This is a genomic window from Ensifer sp. GW823-FHT05D09, assembly GCF_058795755.1.
Genome location: NZ_JBXAIA010000013.1, coordinates 112,466 through 126,227, shown reverse-complemented (window position 1 = coordinate 126,227; position 13,762 = coordinate 112,466). Strand labels below are relative to the sequence as shown.

The window sequence follows — 13,762 nt, the reverse complement described above, 5'->3', positions numbered from 1 at the left end:
CCATGGAACGGATGGGAATGGTGATCGGGCTTCAGCCTGAAAAGATCGCCGAGTACAAGGCACTGCATGCCGCCGTCTGGCCGGAGATCCTGGCGCTGATCTCCGAATGCAATGTCACGAATTACTCGATCTTCCTCAAGGAGCCGGAAAACCTGCTGTTCGGCTACTGGGAGTATGTCGGCGAGGATTTCGCAGCCGATATGGCGAAGATGGCCGCGCATCCGAAAAACCAGGAGTGGTGGTCGGTCTGCATGCCCTGCCAGAAGCCGCTCGAGACGCGCAAGGACGGTGAGTGGTGGGCGATGATGGACGAAGTTTTCCATCATGACTGAGCAATTCGATCCGAAAAGACTGCAACAATCCTGGCCGAAGCCTGAAAAGCCGCGTCCGATCGTCATTTTCGGCGCCGGCAGCATCGTCGGCGACGCCCATCTCCCCGCCTATCGCAAGGCCGGTTTTCCCGTCGCCGGCATCTTCGATCCGGATGCCGAAAAGGCGGAAAAGCTGGCAACCACCTGGGGCATTCCGGCATTTGCGACCGAGGTCGAAGCGCTGGCGATCCCCGGTGCAATCTTCGATCTGGCGACCCCGCCTGCAGCGCACGCGGCAATCCTGTCGAAGCTGCCGATCGGCGCTGGCGCCTTGATCCAGAAACCGATGGGCGGCGATCTCGCTGCCGCGACGGAGATCCTCAACATCTGCCGAGACCGGCAGTTGAAGGCGGCAGTCAATTTCCAGTTGCGCTTCGCGCCGATGATGCTGGCGCTGCGCGATGCGATTGCGAAGGGGTATCTCGGAAAGGTCGTCGATTTCGATGCATGGCTGGCGCTCGCTACGCCGTGGGGTCTATGGCCGTTCCTGAAAGGCCTGCCGCGTATCGAGATCGCGATGCACTCGATCCATTATCTCGACCTGATCCGCGGGCTGCTCGGCAATCCCCTGGGCGTGCACGCCAGGACGATCGGCCATCCGAACCACGACGTGGCGCAGACCCGCACAGCCGCAATCCTCGACTACGGCGACAGTGTGCGCTGCGTGCTGTCGGTCAATCACGACCATGACTTCGGCCGAAAGTTTCAGGCTTGCGAGTTCCGCATCTCGGGAGCCGAAGGTGCCGCCTATGTGAAGCTCGGCGTCAATCTAGACTACCCGCGTGGCGAACCAGACGAACTCTGGATCCGGCCGGCCGGCGAGAGCGAATGGGCGGAAGTGCCGCTTCAGGGCGCCTGGTTCCCGGACGCTTTCGGCAATCGCATGGCCAACCTGCAGCGCTTCGTCAGCGGCGAGGATGTCGAGTTGATCGGCTCCGTCGACGACGCCTGGCAGACGATGGCGCTGGTCGAGGCGGCCTACCAATCGAGCGCGCGGCCCGCAACGCCAATCGCGCCACTTCCCGGACGGTGACGATGTCAGAACAGACGATCCATTTCGAAGACTATGAACTCGGCCATGTCAGGCTGACCACGGGACGGACGATCACCGAGACCGACTTTGTCGTGCATGCCGGACACACCGGCGATTTCTTCCCGCACCACATGGATGCGGAGTTCGCAAAGACCCTGCCCGGCGGGCAGCGGATCGCCCATGGCACCATGATCTTTTCGATCGGCGTCGGCTTGACCGCGTCGCTGATCAATCCGGTCGCCTTTTCTTATGGCTACGATCGGTTACGGTTCGTGCGTCCGGTTCATATCGGCGACACCATCCGCACCCGCGTGACGATCTCCGCCAAGGAGGACGATCCCAAGCGGCCGAAGGCGGGGCGTGTGGTCGAACGGTGCGAAGTTATCAACCAGCGTGGCGAGGTCGTCCTTGCTGCCGACCATATCCTGGTCGTCGAACGCAAAGCATGAGGGGTCAACAATGACAACGGGTCTTTCCGGTAAGGTCGTCCTTATCACTGCCGCTGCCCAGGGCATCGGCCGCGCCACCGCGCTTGCCTTTGCCAAGGCGGGTGCGAAGGTGCATGCCACCGATATCAACGTCGAAGCACTCGCGGCACTGGCCGCAGAAGCCGCTGTCGAGACCCATCGGCTCGACGTGCTCGATGCCGGCGCCGTCGAGGCGCTGGTTGCCAAGATCGGCCAGGTCGACGTGCTCTTCAATTGCGCCGGTTTCGTGCATGCCGGCTCTATCCTCGACATGAAGGATAGCGATCTCGAATTCGCCTTCGACCTCAACGTCAAGGCGATGATCCGCACCATTCGCGCCGTGCTGCCGGGCATGCTTTCGCGCAAGGACGGCTCGATCATCAACATGGCTTCCGTCGCCTCGAGCATCAAGGGCGTGCCGAACCGCTTTGCCTATGGCGTGACCAAGGCGGCCGTCATCGGGCTCACGAAATCCGTCGCCGCCGACTATGTCGCTGACGGCATCCGCTGCAACGCGATTTGCCCCGGTACGGTCGAAAGCCCGTCGCTGCAGGATCGCATGCGGGCGCAGGGCGATTACGACACGGCGCGTGCCGCCTTCATCGCCCGCCAGCCGATGGGCCGGATCGGCACACCGGAAGAGATCGCCGATCTCGCGCTCTACCTCGCGGGCGCTACCTATACCTCCGGGCAGGCCTATGCCATCGATGGCGGCTGGACCATCTGAGCACTCACATCAGGGATAAAACATCATGAAACTTCTTCGTTATGGCGCACCGGGACAGGAAAAGCCGGGCATCCTCGACGCCGGCGGCACGCTGCGCGATCTCTCGGGTCATGTTGCCGATTTCTCGGGCGCAGCTCTGGACCCCGCCAAACTGGCGGAGCTTGCCAAGCTTGATCTCGCCAGCCTCCCGGCCGTCGGCGGCAGTCCGCGCCTTGGCCCCTGCGTCAGCGGCACCGGCAAGTTCATCTGCATCGGCCTCAACTATTCGGACCATGCCGCCGAAACCGGCGCGACCGTTCCGTCCGAGCCGATCATCTTCATGAAGGCGACGTCGGCCATCGTCGGCCCGAACGACGATCTCGTCATTCCGCGCGGCTCGGAGAAGACCGACTGGGAAGTCGAACTCGGCATCGTCATCGGCCGCAAGGCGAAGTATGTCAGCGAAGCCGAAGCGCTTGACTATGTCGCCGGCTATTGCACGATCCACGACGTGTCGGAGCGTGCGTTCCAGATCGAGCGCCAGGGACAGTGGACCAAGGGCAAGTCCTGCGACACGTTTGGTCCGACCGGCCCGTGGCTGGTCACCAAGGAAGAAATTCCGGATCCTCAAGATCTGCCGATGTGGCTGAAGGTCAACGGCGAGACGATGCAGAACGGTTCGTCCAAGACCATGGTCTATGGCGTCGCCTATCTCGTGTCCTACCTGTCGCAGTTCATGTCGCTGCAGCCGGGCGACATCATCTCGACCGGCACGCCGCCTGGCGTCGGCATGGGCATGAAGCCGCCGCGTTACCTCAAGGCCGGCGACGTCGTCGAACTCGGCATCGAAGGCCTCGGCACCCAGAAGCAGTCCGTGCGCGCGGACGACTGATTTATACACATTGGAGCAAACATGACCCGCATCACCGATCTGCGCGTCTTCGATCTGCGCTTTCCCACATCGCAGAGCCTTGACGGTTCCGATGCCATGAACCCGGATCCCGATTATTCCGCGGCGTATGTCATCCTCGACACTGATCAGCCCGGATTGGAGGGCCATGGCCTGACGTTCACGATCGGGCGGGGCAACGACATCTGCTGCATGGCGATCAAGGCCATGCAGCACCTGGTCGTCGGCAAGGAGACGGCGGAGATCCTCGCCAATCCCGGCCGGTTCTGGCGACACCTGACCAGCGACAGCCAACTGCGCTGGATCGGCCCGGAGAAGGGCGCCATCCATCTCGCGACCGGCGCCATCGTCAACGCGATCTGGGATCTGCTTGCGAAGAAAGCCGGCAAGCCGGTCTGGCAACTGGTTGCCGACATGTCGCCGGAAGAGATCGCCGACATCGTCGACTATCGATACATGACGGATGTGCTGACCCGCGACGAAGCCGTGGCCATCCTCAAGCGGGCCGAGGCCGGCAAGGCGGAGCGGATCGCGACGCTGAAGCGCGAAGGCTACGCCTGCTATACGACATCGGCCGGCTGGCTCGGCTATGACGACGACAAGCTGCGCCGACTGGCGCAGGAGGCCATCGACCAAGGCTTCAATCACGTCAAGATGAAGGTCGGACGCGATCTGGCCGACGACATCCGGCGCCTGACCATCGCGCGGGAAGTCATCGGCCCGGACCGCTATCTGATGATTGATGCCAACCAGGTCTGGGAGGTCGGTGAGGCGATCGACTGGGTCAAGCGACTGGCCTTCGCCAAGCCGTTCTTCATCGAGGAGCCGACGAGCCCCGACGACGTCGCCGGCCACCGCAAGATCCGCGAGGCGATCGGCCCGGTGAAGGTCGCGACCGGCGAGATGTGCCAGAACCGCATCATGTTCAAGCAGTTCATTGCCGAAGGCGCGATCGACGTCGTGCAGATCGATTCCTGCCGCATGGGTGGCCTGAACGAGGTGCTTGCGGTGCTGCTGGTGGCGGCGAAGTACGAGCTTCCGGTGTGGCCGCACGCCGGCGGGGTGGGTCTCTGCGAATATGTCCAGCACCTGTCGATGATCGACTACATCGCCGTGTCGGGGACCAAGGAGGGTCGAGTGATCGAATATGTCGACCATCTGCACGAACACTTCCTTGAGCCCTGCGACATCCGCAATGCCGCCTACATGCCGCCTGAGCGCCCCGGCTTCTCGATCGAGATGAAGCCGCAGTCAATCAAGGACTACACCTTCCAGAGCTAACTGCTCTATAGGCAAGATATTCATATATAAGTTGTGAATTCAGGTTTGTTGGTTGAAGCCGTCGCGGATCTCCGCGACGGCTTTCTTCATTCCTGGGCTCTTTTGTCAAAGCACAGCGCGCGAGATGCGGACGACATCGAGACATTCCACTTGACGCTCGAGACTCATTCGTAAATAACTTATTCATTCGCTTATGAATGAATTCCGGAGGGGAGTCCGGATGAGGAGGATCCAATGAAAAAGTTCGTGCTCGCGGCTGCCATGGCCGCTCTGTCCTATTGCGGTGGCGCCAATGCGCAGGAATACAGCCTGCGGTTCTCGACCTCGCAGGTGAATCCCAACGAACCGATCGTGAAAGCGATGAAGACCTTCTCCGAGCGGGTCGAGAAGCGCTCCGAGGGACGCATCGCCATCACCGTGATGACCGGCGACCAGCTCGGCGCGCAGAAAAAGGTCAACGAGATGGTGATGAGCGGCGCCAGCCTGCTCAGCGCCACCGACTACGGCCAGCTAGGCCAGTTCGTGCCCGACATGTCGATCCTGGCCGGCCCCTACGTCTATCCGAGCCTCGAGGCCACGGATCGGCTGTTCGCCTCGGATCTTTACAAGGAGCTGTCCGGCAAGCTCGAGGCGCAGGGCATCAAGATCATCATGCCGAACGGCCTCTTCGGCTATCGCCATATCATCTCCAACAAGCCCGTTCGCAACCCCACTGATCTGGCCGGCGTGACCATCCGCGTGCCGTCCTCGCCGATCATGATGGCAACCTTCGGCAGCTACGGCGCGCGCCCGACGGAACTGCCCTGGGGTGACGTCTACAATGCGCTGCAGACGGGCGTCGTCGATGCTGCAGAAGGCCCATTCGGCTCGATCGCCGGCGCGAAGCTCAACGAGACCCGCAAGGTGGTGTCGAAGACCGGCCACCAGATCATGTTCACCGCCTGGGTCGCATCGAGCCAGTTCTTCAACAGCCTGCCGGAAGATCTGCAGAAAATCCTGCTTGAAGAAGGCCAGACGATCGCCAAGGAACTGACGGCGATGACGCTCGAAACCGACGATGCCTATGCCAAGCAGTTGGCCGATTCCGGCGTCGAGATCGTCACCGACGTCGATGTGCCTGCCTTCGTCGAGGCATCGCGTGTGGCCTATGACAAGGTCCCGAACATCACGCCGGGGATCTACGATCGCGTCCAGAAGGCGATGGTCGAGTAAGGCGGGCAACTCGCCCTCTGCTGCCAGTCTGGCGTCGACGCGAACGCCGATACTTCATCGGCAGTTAATCTCACAGACCATGTGAGACCGGCAACACCAGCCGAAAATGGGTGGCGCGCGACGCCACCCGCCCCTCTCTCTTCAAATGACCGAGGCCTCAATGGAAACCTCACACCCACAGGAAGAGACCATTCCTCTTCTCAGCCTTCGCCGTGCCGACGAGGCGATCGGTGTCGTCGCCCTCATCGTCATCGTCTTCTCCATCCTCTGGGGCGTCGTCAGCCGCTACATCTTCCCGCAGCCGGCAGCCTGGACCTATGAACTGGCGATCATGGCCTTTGCCTATCTCGTCTTCTTCGGCGCCGTTGCCGGCGTTCGGCTCGGCACTCATGCAGCGATCGATGTGCTGGTCACGGCCTTGCCGGACACCTGGCAGAAGGCGATTGCCTGGTTCAACTACCTGCTGCTTGCCGTGTTCTTCCTGGTGATGGCGGCGCTGTTTGCCTGGCAGGCCTGGACGTCTCGTCAGGTTCACACCATTGCACTCGACCTGTCGCGCAGCCTCTCCTATGGCCCGCTCGCCTTGGCATCCGCCGGCATGTTCATCCAGCACCTGATCGTCGAGAGGCCGTGGACCGGCCGCGTGCACCGCAACGTGGAATCGCTGATATGACCTTCTTTCATCTTGCAGGACCTTCCCTGCTCGTCGTCGTGCTCTTCCTGTTGTCGACCCCGATCACATGGGCGATGGCGATCGGTGCATTGGCCTTCTTCCTCATCAACATGGATATGATCCCGCTCGCCAATTTCGCCCAGGAAATGGCCGAAGGCAGCCAGTCCGTGTCACTGCTGGCTCTGCCGCTGTTCGTGCTCGCCGGCTGCATCATGAACGCCTCGGGCATCACCCGCCGGCTGCTCAATCTCGCCGACGTGCTTGTCGGCCACATGACCGGGGCGCTTGCCCAGATGTGCACGGTTCTCGGCACGCTGCTTGGCGGCCTGACGGCGTCGGCCAATGCCGATGCGGCGATGCTGGCCAAAACGCTCGGCGTCGAGATGTCGGAGAGGGGATACAGCCGTGCTTTCGCTGCGGTCATCACCTCTTCGGCCGCCATCATCACCAGCCTGATCCCGCCGTCGATCGGCCTGATCGTCTATGGCTTCCTCGCCGAAACCTCGATCGGTCGGCTGTTTGCCGCCGGCGTCGTGCCTGGCCTCGTGCTTGCCGGCGGTCTGATGATCACCACCTACTTCATTGCCAAGAAGCGTGGTTACAAGCCATTGCGCAAGGAGCGGGCCACGCGCGCCGAAGCGATGAAGGCGCTCGTCGATGGCCTCTGGGCACTGTCCATTCCTGTGGTCATCTTCGTCGGTACCCGCTACGGCCTGTTCACCACTACGGAAGCCGGTGCGGTCGTCGTTGTCTATGTGCTGTTCGTCGCCGTCTTCGGCTATCGCGAGTTCACCATCCGGCAAATTCCGGAAGTGCTTGCTGAGTCGGTGCGCGATTCCGCCGTCGTCATGATCATGATCTGTGCTGCGGCCGCCTTCGGTTTCTACCTCGCCTGGGAACAGGTGCCGCAGGCGATGTCCGGCTGGCTTGGTGCTGCGACGGACAATCCGCTGCTGATGCTGTTGTTGATCAACCTGCTCCTGATCGTCATCGGCACGGCGATCGAGGGATCGGCGGCGCTGATCATCCTGACCCCGATGCTGATCCCGATCATCGATGGCGTCGGCATCGACCGCGTGCATTTCGGTGTCGTCTTCATCACCAACCTGACGATTGCCGGCATCACGCCGCCGGTCGGTGGCCTGATGTACATTTCGTCGATGGTGCTGAAGGTCCCGATGATGGCCTATGCGCGCGAAGTGCTGCCGTATCTCGGAATGATGATGGTACTGCTCGTGCTACTCAGCATGTTCCCTCAGATTTCGCTTTGGCTGCCGAACCTCGTCTACGGGACGACGGCCGTTCAATAGGCGATTGCCGGCCGCGGCTTGAAGCCGCGGCCGGCAAGGACAAGCTCGTTATGCCGCCTGCGGCACCAGGGTTGCCGGTACGCGCTTGGCAATGGTCAGCACCAGAAGTGCGGCCACCATGCACAGTATTCCGGCAGCGATCAGCGCCGGTGTATAGGTTTCAAGCGAAGTGCGGCTGGCGCCTGCGAGGAACGCGGCACTCGCAGCGCCGAGTTGGTGTCCGGTAAATACCCAGCCGAACACCAGGGCCGCCCGTTCTGCGCCAAAACGCTCCGCTGAAAGCTTCACGGTCGGTGGCACAGTCGCCACCCAGTCGAGGCCATAGAAGATGGCGAAGATCGAGAGCGTATAGAAGTTGAAGCCACTGAACGGCAGGAACAGCAGCGACAAGCCGCGAAGCCCGTAGAACCAGAAAAGCAGCCAGCGATTGTCGTAACGGTCCGAAAGCCAGCCGGAGAAAACCGTGCCGACGAGGTCGAAGACGCCGATCAGGGCCAGCAAACCGGCCGCGCTGACGGCGGCGATACCGACGTCGCCGCAGATAGACACCCAATGCATCTGGATCAGGCCATTGGTGCTGAAGCCGCAGACGAAGAAGGTGGCAAACAGCACCCAGAACGTGTTGGTCCGGGCGGCATCGCGCAGCGCCTTCAACGGCGAAAGCAACAGGGCTCCGAAACTCTGCTTTTGTGCCGGGGCGGGGACAATTGCGCGGCCGCCGTAGGGTGCGAGACCGACGTCCGCGGGCCGATCCTGCATGAAAAGCAGCACAAGGATGAAGGCGAAGGTGAGGACCGCGATGACGACCGTCAGCGCCGTGCGCCAGCCAATCGCCTCGGTGAGAGAGGCAAGCAGCGGCAGGAACACCAATTGCCCGGTGGCATTGCTGGCCGTCATCAGGCCGATGACGAGGCCACGCCGCTTGTCGAACCAGCGGGTGGCAATGGTGGCGCCGAGCACCAGGGCGGTCATGCCCGTGCCTACGCCCAGAACCACACCCCAAAGGGCGACCATCTGCCACAACTCAGTCATGAAGAACGATGCGACGATGCCGCTGATGATCAGAATGAGCGCCGAGGAGACGACCTTTCTCACGCCGAAGTGGTTCATGAAAGCGGCTGCGAACGGCCCGAGCAGGCCGAAAAGAACGAGGCGGATGGCAAGCGCAAACGAGATCTCGGCATTCGACCAGCCGAATTCGGTTTCAAGCGGCTTGATCAGGACGCCGGCGGACCCCATCGCGCCGGCGGTCGCCAGCATGACAAGGAACGTGACGACCGCAACAGCCCAGCCATAATGGATTTCGCGTCTGGCGAGATAGCGCGCAAGCACCGGTCCGAACATCGGCCATTTCCTTCCGTGGATCGATTGTGTTGATTGAGTCAGAGAGCCTGCAGCAAGGCCGTCAGTTGCGCGGAAGCTTCATTGCCGAGCTTGGCCTCTATTTCCGTCTGAACGCTGTCCCAGAGTGGGGCGCCGTCTGTAAGCACCTGCCGCCCCTTGTCGGACAGTTGGACAGCCGATTCGCGTTGATCCTGGCCGTTCGTCATCGCGACCAGCTCCATCTTTTCCAGAACCTTGACGTTTCGACTGACCGTCGAACGGTCGAGCTCTGTCCGGTGTCCCAGATCCGTCAGCGAAATGGGCTCCGCCCGCTGGATATTTCGGAGCAGGCTGAACTGCGCCAGATTGACGCCAATGGGCGCGAGCGCTTCGTCATAGAGCGACGTTACTCGCCTGGAAGCCTTGCGCAGGAGGATGCAATAACAATGTGCCATAATGCGTGTATATACACGTTAAGCATCGACGTCAAGATCGGCACGTGGGGCAGGGGGAATCCCGCCGACAGCGTTTCCGCAATCAAAGCAGCCGAGCAATAGTCAGCCGCTTGGTCTGTCAAGGATTGTACCGTCCAGCAGGGTGTGGCTAATCCCTTGCGGGGGAGAGCCTCGCCCATCGAGCCTGGCCGAAGGCGAGGCCGGGCGTGAGGCTATCAGAAAACCGATCGGAGCTGGACGTGAGAGCTGCCTTGCAACGGAAAATCATAGAGATCTGCGATCGGAAGATCGCGCAAAAGGGACCTGGCGTCGGTGTTTCGTTCTATGCCTTCTTCGCAAACAGGAACGATGATCCGGAGCTCCTGATGGAAGCGGCCGAATGGTGGATCAGGACCCATAGGCTCGACCATTTCGAGAAGGCGACGAAGATCCGCGCGTTGGTTGTTGCGCAGGGCGACGAGGCAGAGCAGCCATAAACGCGAACCGCGGGCGCATTTTCAAGCACCCGCGGTCTATTGATTGTCGGTGGAAGGGATCGGCTGCCCTCTCGGGCAGCCTCCCGGCGTAATCGTCGCCGGGTGTTACTCGGCAGGAACCGGTTCCCCGCGCGTCTTGACCAGGCTCCAGATCACGCCGCTCGCGATAATCGCGAAGGTGATTCCGAGCGAGAACGCCGCCGGGAACTTTTCGAGGCCAAGGAGGTCGGCAACGAAGACCTTCGAACCGATGAAGATCAGGACCACGGCGAGAGCCGGTTTCAGGTATCGGAAGCGGTGGATCATCGCAGCCAGTGCGAAATAGAGCGCACGCAGGCCGAGGATAGCGAAGATGTTCGAGGTGTAGACGAGGAACGGGTCGGTGGTGATAGCGAAGATCGCAGGCACCGAGTCGACGGCGAAGATCACGTCAGCGACTTCGATCAGCACCAGCGCCATGAACAGGGGCGTGATGAACCAGACCAGCTTGCCGGTCTTCGGGTCGGCCTGCTTGACGAAGAAGTGCTCGCCATGGTGGCCTTCCGTCACGTTGAAGCGGTTGCGCATGAAACGCACCAGCGCATTGTTGGAAATGTCCGGGTCGGCCTCCTTCATGAACAGCATCTTCAGGCCGGTCACGACAAGGAAAGCAGCGAAGATATAGAGCAGCCACGAGAATTCAGCGACAAGCGTCGCGCCCACACCGATCATGATGGCGCGCAGGACGATGACGCCGAGGATGCCCCAGAAAAGCACCCGGTGCTGATAGAGTCGGGGTACGGCAAAGAATGAGAAGATCAGGGCGATGACGAAGACGTTGTCGAGTGCCAGCGTCTTTTCGACGACGAAGCCGGTCATGTAGGCAAGGCCGGCATCTGCGCCCAGATACCACCAGACCCAGCCGCCGAAGGCGAGGCCGAGCGAAATGTAGAGAGCCGAGAGCTTGATGCTCTCGCCGACTTCGATTTCCTTGTTTTCCTTATGCAGGACACCAAGATCAAAGGAGAGGATGGCGATGACCAGCGTGATGAAGCTGAGCCACATCCAGATTGGCTTGCTCAGCCATTCGATAAACAGAAAGGAAGTATCCACGGAATAAAGCTCCGCCGGCGCAGATGTCGGATAAGGTCCGACATCGCAAGAGCGCCGGAAGCTCTCGCCAGAGGGGCCCGGACCAGCGGGTTGTTCGCTAGGTGGGAGCGCTCGGGCCGCACTTCAAGTGTCGCGCAGAATTTTTTTAAGCGTCGGCGTTGCCAATCATTTCAGCGGCTTCCGGTGCTTTGTCGCAATTCGGCGCTGCGCGAACGGCTCCCACAGCAATCTTTGAACTTGATACCGGAACCGCAAGGACAAAGGTCGCTGCTGCGTCGCTGCAATCGACCGATCAGGGGCAGCATGATTGCCGATGGCAGCCACGCGGCTGCAAAGGCAGCCAGCTTGGCGGAGATGCCGGGGATGACCAGGCGTCGCCCCGCCTTGAAACCGCGCCAGGCCCGCTCGGCAACGTAATCCGCATCGACCCTTGGCAACACCTTGAAAAGCGTTACGCGATCCGCGCCTGAGCGACGGAGGAATTCTGTCGCAACCGGTCCGGGAGCAACGCATGTCACCGTGACGCCGGTGCGGCGCAACTCCTGGTGAAGAGCGAAGGAGAATGACCGCACGTAACTCTTGCTGGCGTAATAGAGCGCCATGCCCGGTCCGGGCATGAAACCGGCAATGGATCCAAGGTTAAGCACACCGCCACGGCCGCGCGCCACCATTGCCGGCAGGAAATGAAGCGACAAGTCGGTGAGCGCGCGTATGTTGAGGTCAATGATCCCCAGCTGCTCGGGGATGGGGAGTGTCGTTGCGCCCCCGCGCAGACCATAGCCGGCGCTGTTGACGAGCACATCGCATGACAGTTTGTTTGCGCTCAGGAAGCCCGCCAGACGCACGGAAGCATCGGCCGAGAAGAGATCGAGTTCGAGGGTGAAGGCTTCGCCTCCGGCCTCGCGAATTTCGCTCGCCGCTGCCGCCAGATCGTCAAGGGAGCGTGCAACCAGAACGATCGGGGCCCCGTCGCGCGCCGCGACTTTGGCAATCGCCCTGCCAATGCCGCGTGAGGCGCCAACGACCACGATTGCCAGACGGGTTTCATCCAGTGCCTTCATGTGGTCTTCCATCAAAGTGCCGCCGCAGGAACCGCTGCGCCGTGCTCTTGGCTCGACACCTCGTCAGCGACCTCACCGTTGAGGATCGCTTCGAAGCGCTCGAGCGCGCGAGCCACATTGGCGCCGTCCATGACGCGGTGGTCGTAGTGGATGCGCACTGTCACTGTGCCGTCCTGCGCGATGCGACCGTAGTTGAAAAGGGTCGTGAGGGGCGTCAGCGGATTGAGTGATTCTGCCCCGAGACCGGAATAGACCGATAGCTGGAACGTGCCGAAATAATGCGCCCGCCGTGACCCAATATTGAGCCCAAGCCACATGAGCAGCCAGCGGATTGGTCCCGGTGCGCGCGCGATTTTCAGGGCCCGTCGGAATTCCTTGATTTCTGTCACCGGTCGCGACCGCGCGTCGTCGATCGTAGCGGCGAGTTCAGGGATGGCCCGGCGTTCCGGACATTTGATCTTGCTCAGCAGGACAACCCGCTCCCCTTCGTACTCGCGCTCATGAGCGATGGAGGCAACGCTTTCCGGATATTCGTAGAGCTGGGGCCAGGGAAGCTTTACGTAGGCACGCCGGAGCTCCGGTGTCTCCCGGCACAGAAGCGCATATCCCTTCAGGAACAGGACGGTCCAGGACGGCTTGTTTGACTGCGCCAATCTGGCCTTTTGCAGCGGGTCGAGGTTCATCTGCCGCTGCACGGTAACGCGCGGAATCCCGATCGAAAACCGCATCAGGTCGCAGACAAGGCGCCTTGGCACCGAAAGCTTGATGGCTCGGCCTCGCATGATATCGCCTTTAGTAAAGGTAGGGGACGATGCGCTTGGTCCGCTGCATGTAATCACGGTACTGAATACCGAAAATCTCCAGCATCATACGCTCCTCCTTGTCGACCCTCAGAAAGAAAAGTACGGCGAACCCGAGCAGGCCCGCGAGCCCTGCCACCCAGTTGGGCAACAACAAGGCTTGGCCGACACCCATCAACATGAAGGACGTATACATCGGGTGGCGAACGAAGGCGTAGGGGCCACCGGAGATCAATTCGTGCTTGTCGCGGATCTCCAACGTAATGGACCAGTTGCGGCCGAGTTCCTTATGAGTCCTTCGAAAGACCCAAAGGGCGGAGAAGAAAACGACCGTCCCGACGACCACGGACCACGCACTGGCGGAACGGTCGGCTGCCTGTGGAAAGCCGGTGGCGACATACATGGCGGGAACGATTGCAAGGCCGATCAGTCCTGATGCGAGCCCAAACATGTCGACGGGCGAGCGGCGGTTGCTGACGACGTTAACGCGTTTTGCGCGGCGTTCGAATGGTACGCGAATAAAGTACCATGCGATGATGCCGATCACCCACACGATCTTGCCCAGGGTGGCCATCGATACGATCACTTCAAA

Annotated in this window: 16 protein-coding genes; 10 read left to right on the top strand and 6 right to left on the bottom strand. The window is 61.3% G+C overall.

The window, feature by feature from the left end; all coding sequences use genetic code 11:
* The first annotated feature begins 2 nt into the window (after nucleotides 1-2).
* From AC1Q80_RS28010 to AC1Q80_RS27970, 9 genes are all read left to right on the top strand, one after another.
* Nucleotides 3-332, top strand: a complete 330-nt coding sequence (locus tag AC1Q80_RS28010) for an L-rhamnose mutarotase (protein ID WP_173421990.1) — start codon at nucleotides 3-5, stop codon at nucleotides 330-332.
* Entirely contained in the window at nucleotides 325-1,404 is a 1,080-nt protein-coding gene (locus tag AC1Q80_RS28005) for a Gfo/Idh/MocA family protein (protein ID WP_492362565.1), read from the top strand. Before AC1Q80_RS28010 ends, AC1Q80_RS28005 begins: the two co-directional genes overlap by 8 nt.
* A gap of 2 nt (nucleotides 1,405-1,406) precedes the next feature.
* Nucleotides 1,407-1,853 (top strand): MaoC/PaaZ C-terminal domain-containing protein, encoded by a 447-nt coding sequence (locus tag AC1Q80_RS28000; protein ID WP_176356103.1) that lies wholly within the window; start codon nucleotides 1,407-1,409, stop codon nucleotides 1,851-1,853.
* Nucleotides 1,854-1,863: 10 nt separating this feature from the next.
* Complete coding sequence (locus AC1Q80_RS27995; protein ID WP_173421993.1) at nucleotides 1,864-2,598, top strand: SDR family oxidoreductase; 735 nt, start codon at nucleotides 1,864-1,866, stop codon at nucleotides 2,596-2,598.
* 25 nt (nucleotides 2,599-2,623) lie between these two features.
* Nucleotides 2,624-3,469, top strand: coding sequence for a fumarylacetoacetate hydrolase family protein (locus AC1Q80_RS27990; protein ID WP_492362564.1), 846 nt, complete (start codon nucleotides 2,624-2,626; stop codon nucleotides 3,467-3,469).
* A 21-nt stretch (nucleotides 3,470-3,490) separates the two neighbouring features.
* Nucleotides 3,491-4,768, top strand: coding sequence for an L-fuconate dehydratase (locus tag AC1Q80_RS27985; RefSeq protein ID WP_492362563.1), 1,278 nt, complete (start codon nucleotides 3,491-3,493; stop codon nucleotides 4,766-4,768).
* Nucleotides 4,769-5,002: 234 nt separating this feature from the next.
* Nucleotides 5,003-5,980: a C4-dicarboxylate TRAP transporter substrate-binding protein gene (locus tag AC1Q80_RS27980; protein WP_492362562.1), complete on the top strand. Its 978-nt coding sequence runs from the start codon at nucleotides 5,003-5,005 to the stop codon at nucleotides 5,978-5,980.
* Nucleotides 5,981-6,140: 160 nt separating this feature from the next.
* Nucleotides 6,141-6,653, top strand: a complete 513-nt coding sequence (locus tag AC1Q80_RS27975; protein WP_492362561.1) for a TRAP transporter small permease — start codon at nucleotides 6,141-6,143, stop codon at nucleotides 6,651-6,653.
* Nucleotides 6,650-7,963 (top strand): TRAP transporter large permease, encoded by a 1,314-nt coding sequence (locus tag AC1Q80_RS27970; RefSeq protein WP_173421998.1) that lies wholly within the window; start codon nucleotides 6,650-6,652, stop codon nucleotides 7,961-7,963. Before AC1Q80_RS27975 ends, AC1Q80_RS27970 begins: the two co-directional genes overlap by 4 nt.
* 48 nt (nucleotides 7,964-8,011) lie before the next feature.
* Here the strand turns inward: AC1Q80_RS27970 and AC1Q80_RS27965 are convergent, their stop codons facing one another.
* The gene (locus tag AC1Q80_RS27965) at nucleotides 8,012-9,307 is read right to left on the bottom strand and encodes an MFS transporter (protein ID WP_492362560.1); all 1,296 of its coding nucleotides are present in this window, start codon (nucleotides 9,305-9,307) and stop codon (nucleotides 8,012-8,014) included.
* 38 nt (nucleotides 9,308-9,345) lie between these two features.
* A complete protein-coding gene (locus AC1Q80_RS27960; protein ID WP_492362559.1) occupies nucleotides 9,346-9,741 on the bottom strand; it encodes a MarR family winged helix-turn-helix transcriptional regulator in 396 nt (131 codons plus the stop codon).
* A 239-nt stretch (nucleotides 9,742-9,980) separates the two neighbouring features.
* On the opposite strand from AC1Q80_RS27960, the gene AC1Q80_RS27955 reads away from it, so the two are divergent.
* Nucleotides 9,981-10,217, top strand: a complete 237-nt coding sequence (locus AC1Q80_RS27955; protein WP_492362558.1) for a DUF6500 family protein — start codon at nucleotides 9,981-9,983, stop codon at nucleotides 10,215-10,217.
* 105 nt (nucleotides 10,218-10,322) lie between these two features.
* On the opposite strand, the gene AC1Q80_RS27950 is transcribed toward AC1Q80_RS27955, so the two are convergent.
* From AC1Q80_RS27950 to AC1Q80_RS27935, 4 genes are all read right to left on the bottom strand, one after another.
* The gene (locus AC1Q80_RS27950; RefSeq protein ID WP_209789905.1) at nucleotides 10,323-11,309 is read right to left on the bottom strand and encodes a TerC family protein; all 987 of its coding nucleotides are present in this window, start codon (nucleotides 11,307-11,309) and stop codon (nucleotides 10,323-10,325) included.
* Nucleotides 11,310-11,479: 170 nt separating this feature from the next.
* Nucleotides 11,480-12,370, bottom strand: a complete 891-nt coding sequence (locus tag AC1Q80_RS27945) for an SDR family NAD(P)-dependent oxidoreductase (RefSeq protein WP_492362557.1) — start codon at nucleotides 12,368-12,370, stop codon at nucleotides 11,480-11,482.
* A gap of 11 nt (nucleotides 12,371-12,381) precedes the next feature.
* Nucleotides 12,382-13,152 carry a dihydrolipoamide acetyltransferase family protein gene (locus tag AC1Q80_RS27940; protein ID WP_492362556.1) on the bottom strand — a complete coding sequence of 257 codons (771 nt, stop codon included), beginning with the start codon at nucleotides 13,150-13,152 and terminating at the stop codon, nucleotides 12,382-12,384.
* A 10-nt stretch (nucleotides 13,153-13,162) separates the two neighbouring features.
* Nucleotides 13,163-13,744 (bottom strand): protein-S-isoprenylcysteine O-methyltransferase, encoded by a 582-nt coding sequence (locus AC1Q80_RS27935; protein WP_492362555.1) that lies wholly within the window; start codon nucleotides 13,742-13,744, stop codon nucleotides 13,163-13,165.
* Nucleotides 13,745-13,762: the final 18 nt, after the last annotated feature.

What these genes read in the sequence shown, in the direction of transcription:
- AC1Q80_RS28010 (WP_173421990.1), top strand. Translation starts at nt 3, where the DNA reads ATGGAACGGATGGGAATGGTGATCGGGCTTCAGCCTGAAAAGATCGCC.
- AC1Q80_RS28005 (WP_492362565.1), top strand. Translation starts at nt 325, where the DNA reads ATGACTGAGCAATTCGATCCGAAAAGACTGCAACAATCCTGGCCGAAG.
- AC1Q80_RS28000 (WP_176356103.1), top strand. Translation starts at nt 1,407, where the DNA reads ATGTCAGAACAGACGATCCATTTCGAAGACTATGAACTCGGCCATGTC.
- AC1Q80_RS27995 (WP_173421993.1), top strand. Translation starts at nt 1,864, where the DNA reads ATGACAACGGGTCTTTCCGGTAAGGTCGTCCTTATCACTGCCGCTGCC.
- AC1Q80_RS27990 (WP_492362564.1), top strand. Translation starts at nt 2,624, where the DNA reads ATGAAACTTCTTCGTTATGGCGCACCGGGACAGGAAAAGCCGGGCATC.
- AC1Q80_RS27985 (WP_492362563.1), top strand. Translation starts at nt 3,491, where the DNA reads ATGACCCGCATCACCGATCTGCGCGTCTTCGATCTGCGCTTTCCCACA.
- AC1Q80_RS27980 (WP_492362562.1), top strand. Translation starts at nt 5,003, where the DNA reads ATGAAAAAGTTCGTGCTCGCGGCTGCCATGGCCGCTCTGTCCTATTGC.
- AC1Q80_RS27975 (WP_492362561.1), top strand. Translation starts at nt 6,141, where the DNA reads ATGGAAACCTCACACCCACAGGAAGAGACCATTCCTCTTCTCAGCCTT.
- AC1Q80_RS27970 (WP_173421998.1), top strand. Translation starts at nt 6,650, where the DNA reads ATGACCTTCTTTCATCTTGCAGGACCTTCCCTGCTCGTCGTCGTGCTC.
- AC1Q80_RS27965 (WP_492362560.1), bottom strand. Translation starts at nt 9,307, where the DNA reads ATGTTCGGACCGGTGCTTGCGCGCTATCTCGCCAGACGCGAAATCCAT.
- AC1Q80_RS27960 (WP_492362559.1), bottom strand. Translation starts at nt 9,741, where the DNA reads ATGGCACATTGTTATTGCATCCTCCTGCGCAAGGCTTCCAGGCGAGTA.
- AC1Q80_RS27945 (WP_492362557.1), bottom strand. Translation starts at nt 12,370, where the DNA reads ATGAAGGCACTGGATGAAACCCGTCTGGCAATCGTGGTCGTTGGCGCC.
- AC1Q80_RS27940 (WP_492362556.1), bottom strand. Translation starts at nt 13,152, where the DNA reads ATGCGAGGCCGAGCCATCAAGCTTTCGGTGCCAAGGCGCCTTGTCTGC.
- AC1Q80_RS27935 (WP_492362555.1), bottom strand. Translation starts at nt 13,744, where the DNA reads ATGGCCACCCTGGGCAAGATCGTGTGGGTGATCGGCATCATCGCATGG.